At 58.0% G+C, this 15,982-nt stretch carries 12 protein-coding genes; 8 read left to right on the plus strand and 4 right to left on the minus strand.

The features are described 5' to 3' along the window. The first annotated feature begins 397 nt into the window (after positions 1-397). Together DX909_RS27130 and DX909_RS27135 are read left to right on the plus strand one after the other, a co-directional pair. Positions 398-1,057 (plus strand): DUF6766 family protein, encoded by a 660-nt coding sequence (locus tag DX909_RS27130; protein WP_128548392.1) that lies wholly within the window; start codon positions 398-400, stop codon positions 1,055-1,057. Positions 1,058-1,185: 128 nt separating this feature from the next. Then, positions 1,186-1,611 (plus strand): response regulator, encoded by a 426-nt coding sequence (locus DX909_RS27135; RefSeq protein ID WP_128548393.1) that lies wholly within the window; start codon positions 1,186-1,188, stop codon positions 1,609-1,611. A 12-nt stretch (positions 1,612-1,623) separates the two neighbouring features. Here the strand turns inward: DX909_RS27135 and DX909_RS27140 are convergent, their stop codons facing one another. Further along, positions 1,624-4,959 carry a sensor histidine kinase gene (locus DX909_RS27140; protein ID WP_128548394.1) on the minus strand — a complete coding sequence of 1,112 codons (3,336 nt, stop codon included), beginning with the start codon at positions 4,957-4,959 and terminating at the stop codon, positions 1,624-1,626. Positions 4,960-5,177: 218 nt separating this feature from the next. Between DX909_RS27140 and DX909_RS27145 the strand changes: the two genes are divergently transcribed. From DX909_RS27145 to DX909_RS27155, 3 genes are all read left to right on the plus strand, one after another. Next, positions 5,178-5,939: an OBAP family protein gene (locus tag DX909_RS27145; RefSeq protein WP_128548395.1), complete on the plus strand. Its 762-nt coding sequence runs from the start codon at positions 5,178-5,180 to the stop codon at positions 5,937-5,939. Positions 5,940-6,023: 84 nt separating this feature from the next. Then, a complete protein-coding gene (locus tag DX909_RS27150; protein WP_128548396.1) occupies positions 6,024-6,947 on the plus strand; it encodes an ROK family protein in 924 nt (307 codons plus the stop codon). A 34-nt stretch (positions 6,948-6,981) separates the two neighbouring features. Then, positions 6,982-7,542 carry a D-sedoheptulose-7-phosphate isomerase gene (locus DX909_RS27155; RefSeq protein WP_128548397.1) on the plus strand — a complete coding sequence of 187 codons (561 nt, stop codon included), beginning with the start codon at positions 6,982-6,984 and terminating at the stop codon, positions 7,540-7,542. Between the two features lie 20 nt (positions 7,543-7,562). Here DX909_RS27155 and DX909_RS27160 read toward each other — a convergent pair whose 3' ends face one another. Then, entirely contained in the window at positions 7,563-8,288 is a 726-nt protein-coding gene (locus DX909_RS27160; RefSeq protein WP_128548398.1) for a sulfite oxidase-like oxidoreductase, read from the minus strand. Positions 8,289-8,385: 97 nt separating this feature from the next. On the opposite strand from DX909_RS27160, the gene DX909_RS27165 reads away from it, so the two are divergent. Beyond that, on the plus strand, positions 8,386-9,264 hold the full coding sequence (locus DX909_RS27165; RefSeq protein WP_128548399.1) for a LytTR family DNA-binding domain-containing protein: 879 nt from the start codon (positions 8,386-8,388) through the stop codon (positions 9,262-9,264). Between the two features lie 109 nt (positions 9,265-9,373). Beyond that, positions 9,374-10,117: a DUF8737 domain-containing protein gene (locus tag DX909_RS27170; RefSeq protein WP_128548400.1), complete on the plus strand. Its 744-nt coding sequence runs from the start codon at positions 9,374-9,376 to the stop codon at positions 10,115-10,117. A gap of 55 nt (positions 10,118-10,172) precedes the next feature. Here DX909_RS27170 and DX909_RS27175 read toward each other — a convergent pair whose 3' ends face one another. Beyond that, a complete protein-coding gene (locus DX909_RS27175) occupies positions 10,173-12,707 on the minus strand; it encodes a YfhO family protein (protein WP_128548401.1) in 2,535 nt (844 codons plus the stop codon). Between the two features lie 179 nt (positions 12,708-12,886). On the opposite strand from DX909_RS27175, the gene DX909_RS27180 reads away from it, so the two are divergent. After that, positions 12,887-13,510 (plus strand): Uma2 family endonuclease, encoded by a 624-nt coding sequence (locus DX909_RS27180; RefSeq protein WP_128548402.1) that lies wholly within the window; start codon positions 12,887-12,889, stop codon positions 13,508-13,510. Positions 13,511-13,522: 12 nt separating this feature from the next. On the opposite strand, the gene DX909_RS27185 is transcribed toward DX909_RS27180, so the two are convergent. Continuing rightward, positions 13,523-15,934: an endonuclease MutS2 gene (locus tag DX909_RS27185; RefSeq protein ID WP_128548403.1), complete on the minus strand. Its 2,412-nt coding sequence runs from the start codon at positions 15,932-15,934 to the stop codon at positions 13,523-13,525. Positions 15,935-15,982: the final 48 nt, after the last annotated feature.

Below are 15,982 nucleotides of genomic sequence, written 5' to 3' on the forward strand. Positions count from 1 at the left end.
ATGGAACTCCTGGTGGCTGCGGCTCAGGCCGTCTATTACGTCCTCACCGGTGTCTGGCCGCTGGTGAGCATGAAAACGTTCCTGAAAGTGACCGGCCCCAAAACCGATCTCTGGCTGGTGCGGACCATCGGCCTGTTCATTACCGTGAGACGTATACTTCTATCGCCGGCGCGTGATTCCCGGAGTCTACCTGCTGGATGCGCTGGCTGAAATCATCCTGATTCTGGGCTGGCTGGCTGCCCGGTTTTTTGCGGAATCCTGACAGAAAATCGCTTCAGATGATCTGAAGCATGAATTTGCCCGACACCGCTTACGAAGTTTAAGGCCTCGGCCGGCCCGGTCTTCAAACAATCGGAAGCCGTTTCGTAGTTAATGGAGGTAACCAACGTATATCTCCATGAAGCGATTCCTTCGTGAGAACGGATTGTCTCTGACGCTTCTGATTCTCACCATTCTCACATTGGTCGGGAACCTGCTTACCGGCTGGTATACCTTTAACGAAGAACTGAAGGATTATAACCGCCCTGCCCTTGATTTCGGAAGCTATCTGACCAGTGGACACTGCATCGAATCGGTTTTCGAGAACTGGGAAAGCGAGTTTCTCCAGATGGGTCTGTATGTGTTATTCACGGTTTTTCTTTACCAGAAAGGCTCTTCCGAATCCAAAAGCCTGGACAAGGAGGAAGCCGTCGACCGTCGGCCGAACCCCAAACGGCCGGGTGCGCCCTGGCCCGTTCGAAAGGGCGGCCTCCTTCTGGCCCTGTATAAAAACTCCCTCAGCCTCGCGTACTTCCTGCTGTTTCTGGCCTCTTTCCTGCTGCACGCGGTCGGGGGAGTGAAGGAACACAATACCGAACAGATGCTGAAGGGGAAGACCGATAGGCTGACGCTGGGAGAATTTATGGCAAGCAGTGACTTCTGGTTTCAGTCGTTACAGAACTGGCAGAGCGAGTTCCTGTCGGTTCTTTCCATCGTAGTGCTGACGATCTTCCTCCGGCAGAAGGGCTCGCCGGAATCCAAACCGGTCGATGCCCCCAACGACGAGACCGGGGAATGATTCCATTGGAAAACGGCCGGTTCCCCACCGGCCGTTTTCCAATCTGCCCGTCACGAAACCAACCATTTGGTAAGTTTGAGGTTTATCCTTTAGATTCGCGTCCTTTACGATCTGTCCTGTAAAAATTTATGGAAGTACCCTTACAGATTTACCTGGCTGAAGATGACGAGGATGATGCTTTTTTGTTCCAGATCATGATAAAAGAGCATTTCCCGGATAGCCGGATTTCAGTGTTTGTCAACGGGAAGGAACTCATGGAGGCTCTGCGCTCCGAAGGAGTGGCACCCACCTTTATCTTTCTCGATATCAACATGCCGGTCATGAACGGAATCGAGGCTCTGACGGCAATCCGGTCGTCGCCCGCCACGCGTACGATTCCGACCTTCATTCTTTCGTCCTCGGATTTCGGGCGGGACGTCGAACAGAGCTATCTCTCCGGGGCCAACGCCTACTTCGTGAAACCGAACCAACTGGCGGATTTCAGCCGAATGATCGATAATTTTAAGAGTTACTGGAATCTGGCCGGCATGAAACAACCGCTTCCTGCCCGATAAAGGGATGCGCGGTTAAAGTGATGCCGAATTAATCATTTTCTCCGCTTTTACGGGAATCCGGACCACGAACTCCGATCCTTCTCCGCCCAGATTCCTCGCTTCGAGGGTGCCGCCGTGGCCCTTCGTAATGATCTCGTAGGACAGGGATAAGCCCAGGCCGGTCCCTTCGCCCGCCGGTTTGGTGGTGAAAAAGGGCTGGAAGATTTTTTCCCGGACCGCATCGGGAATGCCCGTACCATTGTCGCGCACCCGGATTTCGAGTTCGCCGTTCCGGCGCTGGGTACTTACCCACAGATGGCCGGTATACCGGCTGCCCAGCAGTTGCTGCTTTTCGTGGAGGGCATAGAAGGCGTTGGAATACAGGTTCAGGAGGACCCGCCCGATGTCCTGCGGCACCACCTCGATCTTGCCGATGTCCCGGTCGAAGCTGGTGGTCAGTTCGGCCTGGAAACCGGCGTCCTTGCTCCGCTGGCCCTGGTAGGCCAGCCGCAGAAACTCGTCGGCCAGGTTGTTGATGTCGGTCGGCTCGGGTTCCCCGGTGGAAGCCCGGCTGTGTTCGAGCATACCCCGAACGATGGCATCCGCCCGCCGGCCGTGCGCCAGGATCTTCCGCAGGTTGTCTTTCAGGTACGCCAGAATGTCATTTTCGGCATCCGGATCGGGGCCGGGCAGATTTTCCAGTTCGTCGATCAGTTCGATGCTGACTTCGGAAAAGTTGTTGACGAAGTTGAGCGGGTTCTTGATTTCATGGGCGATGCCGGCCGTCAGCTCCCCGAGTGAGGCCATTTTTTCCTTCTGAATGAGCTGATCCTGCGTCGTCTGGAGTTTGGTGAGCATTTCCTCGAGGTGGTCGCGCTGGGTTTCGATCTCCTCTTTCTGGTTGACGACTTCGGCGGTTCGTTCGGCGACCTGTTTTTCCAGCAGTTTCTTTTCCTTCAGCAGGGTACGGTTTCTGTACTGGATGATTCCCCTTATGCCGGCGAAAGCGCCGGAAACGTACAGCAGGTAGGCCCACCACGTGGCCCACCAGGGCGGGAGAATGGCGAACCGGACGGTGCGGCCCTGCTCGTTCCAGGTGCCGTCGCTGTTCGAGGCCTTTACCTGAAACTGATAATCACCGGGTTCGAGGTTGGTATAGCCGGCAAACCGGCGGGTGCCGCTGTGGACCCAGCCTTTGTCGACGCCGGACAGCCGGAAGGCATACTGGCTTTTTTCGGCATCATCGTAGTTCAGGGCGATGAATTCGAAGGAAATCGAATTGTCGGTATGGGAGAAACTGAGTGGTTCGCCGGTCAGGGGCTGGTTCTTTCCCCACACCTTCATGGCCGTGACATGGACCGGGGGCGGGGTCAGATTGTTGCGGATATCGTCCGGACGAAAGGAAATCAGGCCGTTCACCCCGCCGAAGATGACCCGGCCGTTCCGGTACCCGGCGCTGTTCCGGATGAACTCATGGTCGGGCAGACCGTCCAGGAGCTGGTAGACCCGGAAGGTTCCCATGCGCTCGTTATACCGGCAGATGCCCCGGTTCGTGCTGATCCAGAGGTGGCCCGACTCATCCCCCACAATGGCCGTGACCCGGTTTCCGGGTAGGCCGTTGCGGCTGGTGATCCGTTTGAAGACCCCCGTTTTCGGGTCCAGCCGGCACAGGCCGCCGAAACTGGTTCCGAACCAGAGCAGGCCTTTGCGGTCCTCATGAATGCAGACGATGTCCTCGCCGTTGAGCTGGCCGACCGGGCTGGATTCGGCGGCCTTGTAGCGGATCATCTGCCGCGTATTCGGATCGAACCGGTAGATGCCCTTGCCGTTGTAGCAGACCCAGACCTGACCGTCCCGGGTGGCCAGGATGGCATTGATGTTTTTTTCGGCCCGGTCGGAGGGCTGAAGCGGCTTCCGGTAAAAATACTGGAACGATCTGGTGTACGGGTTGAACCGCGCGAACCCGCCTTCCCCGCCCACCCAGAATTCGCCACGGGTGCCTTTCGACAGAAAGAGAATCCGGATTTTCGAGGGCAGATTGATGAAGCGGTCGGTTTCCGGGTTCTGGTAGTAAAACCCGTTGAACCCACCCACCCACAGCCGCCCGAGCGTGTCCTGCTGGAGGGCCATGGCTATTTCGTCCCTGACTTCTTTCTGGACGAAGGGATCGATCGGAATCCGTACCGGCTTACTGGAGTCCGGGTCGAGCTGGTAGAGGCCGCCGAAATTCGAAATCCACAGGCGCCCGGTCTTTTCTTCAAGGAGGGCTCCGATATGGTTCTCTTTTTTTCGGAAGGCAGCAGGCGACGGAGTGATCTGAACAGTGGTAAATTTCGAGGGTCTCAGGTCCAGTTTATCGACACCGTTTTCGGTGCTGATCCAGAAAGTACTCGACCGATCCTGAAAGATGGAACGGACTTCCATACTGCCGATGCCGTTTCGCATCGAAGGGTCAAATGAAAAGGTAAGGACATCGCCGGTTTTTTTATCCAGCCGCTGAAGTCCTTTGGTGGTTCCGATCCATAAATAGCCTTCACTATCTTCCCGGATGGCATTGACAAATATATTTTCGTTGATCCGCCCCCGGGGTTGATAGGGTTCCAGGCAGGGTTTCGGGGCGTTCAGATCGACCTGAAGAAGGTGCTTGCCGACCGTGCCGACCCACAGAACATCGTCTTTATCGATGTACAGGGCCGTACACCAGACCTTTTTCTTCTTGTCCGGGTTTCGGGGAAAAGGGATCTGGATGAACCTGGGCTTTTGCCGATCGAACAGGAATAGACCCTCCGTCGAGCTGACCCATAACCGGTGCTGACGGTCCTCGACTACGTTGATGAGCGGGCGGTCTTTGAAGGGAAAGGGATAAAGCGTGAAATGAGGCACCTTCCGGTTGGGTTCAAACCGGCACAGTCCCCCGCGCGCACCCAGCCAGAGCTTGCCCTCATGGTCTTCACAGATCGAAAAGTGCTTGTTCCAGTTGTTCATGCCGTCTCCTTTGATCCGGAAGGAGCGGATGGCGTGCGTTTTCTTGTCGATCTCGTGCAGCCCCGCGTTGGTGCAGATCCAGAGCCGGTTGCTGCGGTCCTCGTGAATGTAGGTGATGTGGCTGCTGTACAGGGAGCCGTTCCGGCGGAGCGGATCGGATAGAAAGTTGGTGAACTGGTAACCGTCGTATTTGCTGAGCCCGTCGCTGGTGGCGAACCAGAGAAAACCCTCCTGATCCTGAAAGGCATAGTTGACGGCGTTCTGCGCCAGACCGTCCTTCACGGAGAGATGGGTAAAGGTACCGGCCGACTGGCCGCGGGCCTCCAGTGCCCAAAGCAGAAGGAAGCCAAGTCCATACAGGAGAGGGCCGGGACGGAATTTCATGACTGGACAGATGTAAGGGTTCCGGACCGGTCCGAAGCTTCCGATGAAGCGGAAAGCCGGATCGTAACCGGTTTGTAAAGCAATAATAATGAATTACTTGGTGGATACCTTGCAATGGACTTACAAAATCGGGAAAGGCCGAAGGATGGATCGAAGGAGGAAATCCGAACAAATCCGGAACCGCCGGGTTCCGAAGAAGGAGATCAGTTGCCATCACGATGAACATTTCAAGGTATTACGCGGGTCTGGCTTTGTTGTTTCTGGCCTGCGGGGGAGACAACACCTCGTCCAACGTCCGGTCGCCGGGCAGTGAAAAATCGGCTAAGACGAAGACGCTGGAGGCCGGGGCCGCCACCATCCAGGACAAAACGCCGGTGCGCCGGCTGGAAATCTACCTCAACGGCTTTCATTTCTACAACGGAAACCTGAAAGGCCAGATGGAAGCTCATCACTACTGTACCAAACTGAACGAAGACCTCACCCAGTGTGTCATTTTCGACGGGAACGGCAAGGATGCCAAGTTGATGGGGGTGGAATACATTATTTCCGAAAAACTTTTCCGGACGCTGCCGGCGGACGAGAAAAAGCTCTGGCACTCGCATCGGTATGAGGTGAAAAGCGGAACGCTCATCGCCCCCGGCCTGCCGGAAGTGGCTGAACACGAACTGATGGAGCTGACCGTCAATACCTACGGCAAAACCTGGCATACCTGGCATACCGACCAGAACCTGACCCTCCCGTACGGCAGCCCCGCCCTCATGATGGGCTTCACGCGCGACGGGCTGATCGACCCCCGGATCGTCAAGGAACGCGACCAACGATTTAAGGTTTCGTCGGAGGAAAACCGCAGGAAACGGAGCGACATCCTCGCCCATCCGACCGTTCCGGGTGCCGATTCCTGGCAAACCGGCGAAATCATCCAGCTTCCCCCGCTCACGCGGCATTCGCACGGCGAGGCCCGGGCGGATTCGCTTCCGTAAGCTTTTCCTGCCGAAGATGGTTTTTTTATTAATTTGCGGGGCAAACGAAAGCCGGAAACACCGGATTTCCGTTCGCTTCAGCGTATGATCTTAGGAATTGAAATCGGCGGTACCAAACTTCAGCTCGTCACGGCCGAATCGGCCGGTAAAACCGGTCGGGCCATGATCGGAGAGCGGTTTCGGTTCAGCGTCGATCCGGATCAGGGCGCCGACGGCATCCTGAAGCACATCGAGGAGGTCATCCGCCGGCTGAACGGCTCCATCCAGTCCGTGGGCGTAGGTTTCGGCGGCCCGGTCGATGCCCTTACGGGAACGGTCGCCACTTCGCATCAGATACAGGGCTGGTCCGGTTTCGGCCTGACCGAATGGCTGGGCGAACGCTCGAAAGCCGCCACCGTCCGGGTAGAAAACGATGCCAACGTAGCCGCCCTGGGGGAGGCCCTGCACGGGGCAGGCCGCGGTTTCCGGCACGTCTTTTACGTGACCCTCGGCAGCGGGGTCGGCGGGGGGCTGGTGGTCGACGGCCGGATTTACCACGGCGCGTCGCCGGGCGAGACCGAGATCGGCCACCTGCGGCTGGACCGGTACGGAAAAACCGTCGAGTCGGCCTGTTCCGGCTGGGCCGTCGACCGGGAGATCCGTCAGATTCTCCGTGAATTATCTTCCGATTCCATCCTGAAACAGCTGGTAGGAGAGAAAAAAACCGGGGAGGCCCGGTTTCTGGGGGATGCCTTCGCCAAAGGCGACGGAACGGCCCGGCGCATCCTGTACCGGCTGGCCGACGATCTGGCTTTCGGCCTGTCGCACGTAGTCCATCTGCTGCATCCCGAGGTAATCATTCTGGGGGGTGGGTTATCCCTGATCGGGGAGCCGCTGCGGTCGGCCGTCGCCCGCAGCCTGCCGGATTACATCATGAACGCCTTTCATCCGGGGCCGGCCGTGCGGCTGGCCGAACTGGGCGAGGATGCCGTGCCGGTGGGCGCCCTGAGCTTAACGAAACCTTCCTGAACCGGCTCCGAAAGCCGCCGGTCAGCCATTCCATATGCAAACCTATTTCGAACAGTACCTGGTCCACCATCATGCCGCCCTCGATTCGATTCCGGTCGAACAGGTCGAACGCATTGCCGACCTGATGAAACAATGCTGGCAGGAAGACCGCCAGTTTTTTGTTTTCGGAAACGGAGGCAGCGCGGCCAATGCCTCCCACTTCATCACGGACCTCGGAAAGGGAGCCTCCGACAAACTCGGCAAACGCTTCCGGTGCCTGTCCCTCAACGACAATACCGCCTGGCTGACGGCTCTCGGCAACGACTACGCCTACGAGGACGTGTTCTCCGGTCAGCTTCAGAACTATGCCCGACCGGGCGATATGGTCCTGACCATGAGCGTCAGCGGCAGTTCTCCCAATCTGGTCAAGGCGGTTCAGTGGGCCAATGACCACGGCCTGACCACCGTGGCCCTGGTCGGCGGCAAGCGGGGTCGCCTGGCCGACCTGGCCCAGGAGGTCGTCGTGATCGATTCGGACCATTACGGCCGGGTCGAGGATGCGCACATGACGATCTGCCATATGCTTTGCTATCGGTTCATGGAAAACCCGGTGTAAAACCGGGTTTTCGGGCATTCTCAGCTGTAGCGGTCGTTTCGCCAGGGGTAGGCGGTATTCGAGTAACCCCGTTCCTCCCAGAATCCCAGGCGGTTTCCGGCCAGAAACTCGATCCGTTTGATCCATTTGGATCCTTTCCAGGCATACAGCTGGGGCGTAATCATCCGGACGGGACCCCCGTGTTCGATGGGCAGCGGTTTGCCCTCGACCGTGTGGACGAGGAGTACATCCGGTTTGAGGGCTTCCTCCAGCGAAAGGTTGGTGGAATAGCCGTCATAGCCGTAACACATGACGTGGGTGGCCTTGTCTTTCGGCATGACCAGGGCAGCCAGGTCGGCAAACCGGACCCCTTTCCAGGCCATGTCGAGCTTCGACCAGGTCGTCACGCAGTGAAAGTCGCTGACGTCGTCGGTCTGGGGCAGGGCCATAAAGTCGTCCCATTTCAGACGGATCGGATGTTCGACCTCGCCGTCGAGGGCCAGCTGCCATTTTTGAATCGGTATATTGGGATGGTATCCCAGATCCAGGACCGGCCATTTTTGGGTAACGGTCTGACTTTTCGGTATTTTGGGCATCCCATGGCGGTTCGGCGGGCCGGAACCCAGCGGTTTGTTGGGGCCGTCGGCGCTGTCGGCCATCGAAGGCGTGTTCTGCATGGCTTCCTCAAACCGGCGTTTGAGCTTCATGCGGGCCTCCACGATCCGGTCGAGCTTACCCGCATCCAGGGTCGTTTCTTTTTCTTCCATGAGTACTTGTTTTTAAGAAATAACGGAAAGCGGACGATTCCAGTTTAAATTACACAAAAAGCGATTGTCTGAAAAGTAAACCGGACTGATTGCCGTTATGGAACCCCTGACCCGTCGCCGGCACCTGCTGCTGCTCCTGATTCTGGTGCCGCTCCTGGCAACGGTGGCATCCCATGTGGTTTTTTTCCGGCGGTTTCCCTGGCAGCCCGGCTACCGCTTTCCGCTTCCTTATTTCCTGACGGTTTCGACGGTCATGCTTTCCTGCTGGACGGTCAACCTGGCCATTTTCCGGAAACTGGACCGCGCCCTGCCGTTTTCCGTCGATCCGGTCCGGCGCATCGGCCGGCAGGTTCTGCTGGGCGGTCTGGCTACGATGACGACGTTTTTTCTGGTTTTCCCAGGAGCCGTCCGGCTATATACGGGGCAATGGCCGAATGCGGTGCAGCTGACTTCGGGTATTTTTGTCTGCATCACCATCGCGACCCTGATCAACGGCGGCTATGTCGGGCTGTATCTGCTTCAGGCTTACCGGCTGGAGAAGGAGCAGGCCGCCCGGGACCTTTCCGACCAGATCAGCGACTTACGAAAAACCCGCCCGCCGGCCGCCGGAACCCCGGCGATCTGGGTGGAAACCGTGGCACGCCGGCTTGCGCTGCAGCCGGAAGAAATCGCCTACTTCTACTCCACCCAGGGCGTCGTGCTGCTGGTCCGAACCGACGCTCAGCAGCTCACCACCCGCTATAACTCGTTCACCGAACTGGAAAAACTTCTGCCGTCGACCCTCTTTTTCCAGCTCAACCGCCAATTCATCGTGTCGCTGGCGGCCATCCGGAGCGTTCAGGACGACAGCAACCGCAAGCTGCTGGTGTCGCTGGCCCCGGCCCTGCACAAACAGGACCCGGTTGAAACCGTGACCGTCAGCCGGTACCGCAGCGCCGAGTTCAAACGGTGGCTGAATCAGCTGACTGCCGCCTGACCATTCATCCGGACTTTCGTTACCATTCGTTGATTCCGGCTCGAAAAACGCATTTTTTCTGCGCTTAAGGGACTTGTTTTACGGCGTTGAACCAAACCTGTAAACAACAATGCATCCCGATCTTTCCCATCTGTTTCAAAACCCGCCCGCCTGGATGGCGGGCTGTTTCGCCGGTATTCTGCTGCTGACGCTGGCCGGTTGTTACGTCGTTCTGCGGAAAGCCGCTCCCTCGCAGGGCGGACGAATTTTCGTCGGTCTGCTCGTCTGGCTCGGCCTGCTGCTGCTGCTGGCCCGGAACGGTTTTTTCCTGACCGTCGGGACGGTGCCGCCCCGCTTTACGCTGACCATCGGGCCGCCCGTAGCGTTTGTGCTTTCCCTGCTGCTGTTCCCGGCCGGACGCCGGTTCATGGACCGCTGCCCCCTGCCCGCCATGACCTTCCTGAACACCATCCGGGTTCCGGTCGAACTGCTGCTGTACGGGTTGTTCGTATATGGGCAGATTCCGGAACTGATGACCTTCGAAGGCCGGAATCTGGATGTGCTCTCCGGTCTGACCGCTCCGCTGGCCGGATGGTGGGCCACCCGCAACCGGCCGTTCGACCGTCGTCTGCTGCTGTTCTGGAACTTCCTGGCGCTGGGGTTGCTGGTGAACATTGTCGGTCATGCGATTCTGGCCGCTCCGGTGCCTTTTCAGCAACTGGCCTTCGATCAGCCGAACGTCGGGGTGCTGAAGTTTCCGTACGTCGGGCTGCCGGGGCTGGTGGTGCCGGTAGTGCTTTTCACCCATCTGGCTTCCCTGCGTCAATTGCTGAAACCCGAGCCGGTTTCCGTGGACCAACTGAGCGCCATTTAATCAAAAAGCCCCTGATCGTAAAATCAGGGGCTTTCTTTGGAAACGCGGAGCCGAATCAGGAAAGCTGTTTTTCCCGGACTTCGCCGGTCTTTTTCTGCCGGTTTTCGAAGTAAACGGCCGCCCCGATGAATGCGACCAGCAGGATCGAGCAGATGAGGTCCGCCATTTTCCCGACCCGTACCGATACCGGGTCGAAGCGGAAGACGACGGTATGCTTTCCGGCCGGAACCTTCATGGCCCGCAGCATGTAGTCGGCCCGCAGGTGGGGCACTTCCTGACCGTCGACGGTGGCTTTCCACTCGTCGCGGACGTTGTAATAGATTTCCGAGAAAACCGCCAGCTGGTCCGTTTTTGCGTTGCTTTCGTAGGTCAGTTCATTGGGTTTGTAGCTGGTCAGCCGGATGGTATTGGCGACCGAATCGGGCTGGATTTTCAGGCCGGCCACCTGGTCGGCGAAACGCTGGTCGATCACGGCCGTCCGGCGGGGATTCAGACTGTCCATCGCCTTCATTTCCGCATCCGCGTTCGGAACCAGCCGGTATTCACTGACGAACCAGGCGTTGCCGAGGGCGCCGGGGTTGCGCTGGGCCACTGTCTGGGGCGTTCCCTGCTGCCCGTTGGCCGGTTGGGCCTGCCCGAGGAAATATCTGGTGTTCAGCATGTTGATGACGTTCTGGTTGTTTTTCATCACCTGAAACTCCACCAGGTCCTGATACCGGCGCATCTTGGCGGCATGATATCCGCCCAGCGACTTGTGGAAGTAGGAAGTCCGGGCATCGCTCATGAAGTTGGTCGTCAGGTCGAGCACGCGGAAATCCGGGTCTTTGTCGGCCAGAATCTGCTCGTCGGCGGGCGTCGGGGTGACAGTCTCCTGAATGGCGGATTTACTGACGAAATCGTCATTGTTGAGATACCGTTTGTCGACACCCATCAGGTCGAAGATCATCAGAAGGAGCAAAACCGGGTATAACACGGCGGCTTTGAGCCGGTTGCGGGCATACAGCCAGACCAGCGCGGCCGCCAGCAGGATGAAAACGGCCGACCGGAACGCATCCGTCCGGAACAGGCTGATGCGGTCGTCGACGATGGCGGAAACCACCTGTTCGGCGAGGTTCTTGTTCTGGAGGCCCTGCTCGAAGTTTTGAAGCGTGATGTCGTCGACCGGCGCCCGGAAACTCTGGAACACCGTCGGGGCCACGGCCATCAGGAGGCAGAGGCCGGCCGTAACGCCCACGGAGATCAGCAGCGGCCGGTTCAGTTGTTCGGCGGTCAGTTTCCGGTCCACGATTTGTTTCAGGGCGACGATGCCGAGCATCACCAGCGGAAGCTGCACGAGGGACAGGATCATGGTGACCGCCCGGAACTTGTTGAAGCCGGGGAAATAATCGAAGAACAGGTAGTTGAAGCCCGCGAAGTTTTTCCCCCACGACCAGGCCAGATAAAGCAGGGTGACGCCCAGCGCCCACCATTTCAGCCGGCCCCGCACGATCTGAAGACCCAGCACGAAAAGAAAGACGACGATAGCGCCCGCATAGGCCGGACCGCCGGTGCTGTACAGCGTTCCATGATAAAGTAAAACCTGCTGGATCACCTGCTGCGCCATGCCGGCATCGACCCCGATGCCGGTCAGCGCCTTATAGGTTTTGGAGTCGGTGGAGAGCGAGCCGACCGTCGAGCCCCCGGCAAAGTTAGGGATCAGCAGGGTGAGAGTTTCGCCGATGCCGTAGCTGTATTGAAAGGCGTAATCCTTGTCCAGACCGGTTTGCGGGGCGGCTTTGGCCGGGGCAGGGGCGCCGGGAGCGGCCGGGGGCGTAATGGTCAGTTCGGATTTTCCGCGAATGGTTACCGTGGCATAATCGGCGGTATTCCAGAGCCGGGTGGTGTGCGTTCCGACGGCGATCAGGGCGGCTGCGCCGAGGGAAAGGAGGGAGAAAACCAGCGGCCGGACCCTCCCTTCCCGGATGGCGGCAATGCTTTCGATCAGGACGTAGATCACCAGGCCGACGGCGAGGTAATACGTGATCTGGATGTGATTGGCATACAGCTCAAGCCCGAGGAAAAGAGCCGTCACGGAGGCTCCGGCCAGATACCGTCCGCGCAGGGCCATAACGACGCCCGCAATGATGCCCGGCGCGTAGGCCAGCGCCAGAACTTTGGAAACGTGGCCGGCTTCGAGGCTGATGAGGTGGTAGGAAGCAAAGCCGTAAGCCACCGCTCCCAGCGCCGACAGCCAGATGTTGGCCCCCAGCGCCAGCATCAGCACGAATCCGCCGATCATAATGAGCCAGATGTAATTGGCCGGGTCGGGGAGGAGGAGGTTGATGTATTGTCCCAGTTTGTGGGTCAGGCTGGTCGGGTAATCCCCGGCGATCATATAGGCCGGCATCCCGCCGAACATGCTGTTGGTCCACCAGGCCCACTCGCCGGTTTGTTTGTGGTATTCGACGACTTCCCGAGCCCCGGCAACGGACTGGATAATGTCGTGTTGGTTGAGTCGTTTGCCGTTGAGGACCGGGGAGCAATACATCACCGCCAGCACCGCGAACCCGATGACGGCAACCAGATGAGGAAGAAAACGCTTAAAGTTCATGGAATCGTTATCGGTACGAAGCCGGTAATGGCTAAAGAATGAAAGAGTAAAGAAACGGTTTTTTCGGCAAACGGAAACGAAGAAAAGGCGGATTTAACGCATGGAGGCATTGCCCGGAAGTGTCCCGGCGCGGCTTCTATCGTCTAAACGGGAACGATTTGAAACTATTGCCTATCTTTATGGAAGCCAGAAACTACGAACCGGTTATGACCCCCGAGCTGAAAAAACATCGATACACCTTCGAAGAGTACGAAGCCCTCGAACAGGAGGAGGGAATTCGGTACGAATACGACGACGGAGAAATTTATGCCATGGCCGGGACGACCTTTCGGCATAATCTGCTGGTTCAGAATATAGGCTATGCCCTCCGCAGTTTTGCGAAAATAGGCGGTTGCCGGGTGTTCGTAGAAAGCATCAAGCAAAAACTGACGACGGGAGAAAAATACGTTTACCCGGATATAATCTATACCTGCGAACCTAATGACTGGAAGGACGATCAGAAGACGGTCGTAAAAACACCCACATTGCTAATCGAAGTCGTCTCCAAATCTTCCGAAAAAGGGGATACGGAAACGAAGCGGCTCGAATACACCAAGCTGCCTTCCCTGCTGTATTACCTGATCGTCCATCAGGCCCGGTATGCGGTGCAGGTCTTTGAGCGAGCCGAAGGCTTCTGGAAATTAAGCATTTACGAAGGGCTGAGTGCGGTCATCGACCTGCCGCTTCTCGGCATCACGCTCCCCTTGGCCGACATTTATGAAGGCATTCCGGAAAATCCGGAAAAAGAAGAAAACCCGGCCTGACCGGGTTTTCATTTACTTCATCTTGACGACCGTCACCCCGGCACCGCCCCGGTCGGCGTGTTCGTCCTGCATGGACGCTACCTGCGGAAAGGAGCGGAGGTGGTTCCGGACGAGGGTCCGCAGAATCCCGTCGCCCTTGCCGTGGACGACCCGCAGTTCCGGATAGCCCAGCATCAGCCCGTTGTTGATGAAGTTGTCCAGTTCCACGAGGGCTTCTTCCCCCCGTTTTCCCCGCAGGTCGAGGTTGAAGCTGAAATTCATCATCTTCTCGTTCAGGTCGATGCCGGTCATTCGCGGCCGGGCTGTTTCGCCGACGGCTTCGCGGTAAGCTTTCCGGCTCACCTTTTCGAGCCGGTTCAGCTTGATGTTGGATTTCAGGTCACCGATGCGGATTTCGGCATCCTTGCCCCGGAGGGCCAGCACTTCGCCGATGGTATTCTGCCCCTTGATCCGGACGAAGCTTCCCGCCGTAATGGCCCCCTCTTCGGGCAGAAACTCCTCGCTCTGCGGTTTGACCGGGTCTTCGGACAGGACCTCCGGTTTCAACTCCCGCTGCTCGAACTGTTCGAGTTCCTGCCGGACGAGCCGGGTCATATCGCGTTCGGCCTTGTTCTCCTTGATCTCCCGGATGGTGTTCTCGATGCGCTGATTGGCTTCGGTCACCAGAGCCCGGGCTTTCTGTTTGGCGTCGTTCAGAAGCCGCTTCTGCTCATTATCCAGCTTGGTTTTCAGGGCGTTGGTCTCAGCGAGCTGCTGGGCCAGCTTGCGCTGGCTGATGCCCATTTCCAGGTTTCGCTCGGCAAAAACCCGCTTCTCGATATCCAGTTCCTTCAGCAGTTTTTCAAGATTGACCTGCTGGCTGCCCAGTTTCTCCTTTGCCCGGTCGATCACGGCTTTCGACAGACCGATCTTCGATGCGATCTCGAACGCGAACGAACTGCCGGGCCGGCCCACCTCCAGTTCATAGAGCGGCTCCAGATGCTCGCCGTCGAAGCGCATGGCTCCGTTGACCAGCCCCGGCGTCTTGTCGGCAAACAGCTTCAGGTTGGTGTAGTGGGTGTTGATCACGCCGAAGGCGCCCGACTTGTTCAGCTCTTCCAAAATGGTTTCGGCAATGGCTCCGCCCAGGCCGGGTTCCGTCCCGGTTCCGAACTCGTCGATCAGGAACAGCGTCTTCCGGTTGGAAAGGGTCAGGAACGCCTTCATGCTGGTCAGGTGTGAACTGTACGTGCTGAGGTCGTTTTCCAGGGATTGTTCGTCGCCGATGTCGATAAACAGATTCTGGAAGATACCGGCCGAGGAGCCTTCCACCACGGGAATCAGCAGGCCGCACTGCACCATATACTGGAGCAGCCCGATGGTCTTCAGCGCCACGGATTTACCCCCGGCGTTAGGCCCGGAGATGATCAGGATGCGTTGTTTCGGATCGAGCAGCAGGTTGAGCGGCACCACCTTCTTGCCCTGTTTCTGGAAAGACAGGTGGAGCAGTGGGTGCCGGGCCAGTTTCCAGTCGATGGTCGGCTGGTTGATCAGCTTCGGCATTTCCGCGTCGATCTGGAGCGCGAAGCGGGCCTTGGCACGGATGAAGTCGATCAGTCCCAGGAAGGTCGTCGCCCGCAGGAGGTCCGGCAGGAAAGGCCGGAGCTGGTCGGTCAGTTCGCGCAGAATCCGGGCCACTTCCCGCCGTTCCTCGTATTCCAGCTCCCGGATTTCGTTGTTCGTATCGAATACCTCGGCCGGTTCGATGAATACCGTCTGGCCCGTGGCCGACTCGTCGTGGATGAAGCCTTTCAGCCGGCGTTTGTGCTCGGCGGCCACCGGAATCACCATTCGGCCGTTGCGGATGGTGAGCGAGATTTCGTCGGGAACCCAGCCCTGCTGACGGGCATACCGAAGGATGCCGTCCAGCTTTTTCCGCAGGCCGGCCTGCTCGGAAATGATCTTCCGGCGAATCTCGGCCAGGGCGGGGGAGGCCGTATCCCGGACGTGTCCGCGGTCGTCGATGACGCGCTCGACGGCGTCCGTCAGCTTTTTATCGACGGTGACGGCCTCGGCAAGTTCGGTCAGGTACGGATAACTTTCCTTTTCTTTGCCGTCCAGAAACCGGAGGCATTGCTGGATGGTGCGGAGCGTCAGTTTCAGGTCGAAAAACTCCTCCTCGGTCAGCATAATGCCCTCGATGCGGGCTTTTGCGAGCTGGGGCCGGATGTCGAGGTAGTTCGACGACGGAAAATCCGGTTCGTACTGAACGATGGTTTTGAACTCGGCGACCTGCCGAAGCAGTTTATCGATCAGCTGGAAATTGTCGGAAAATCGTATTTTATCGACATACGACTGCCCGAGCGGGCTGATGCAGGCCTGCCGGAGCAAATCGCGGATCTTATCGAAACCTAATTTTTGTTCAAAAGAATCAGGGTAAAGCATTTAGCTAAAGTCTTCAGTTTTGCGGCTTCCCGTTTTTGCGGAAACCGC

It is taken from the genome of Larkinella soli, assembly GCF_003703975.1.
Taxonomy (GTDB): domain Bacteria; phylum Bacteroidota; class Bacteroidia; order Cytophagales; family Spirosomataceae; genus Larkinella; species Larkinella soli.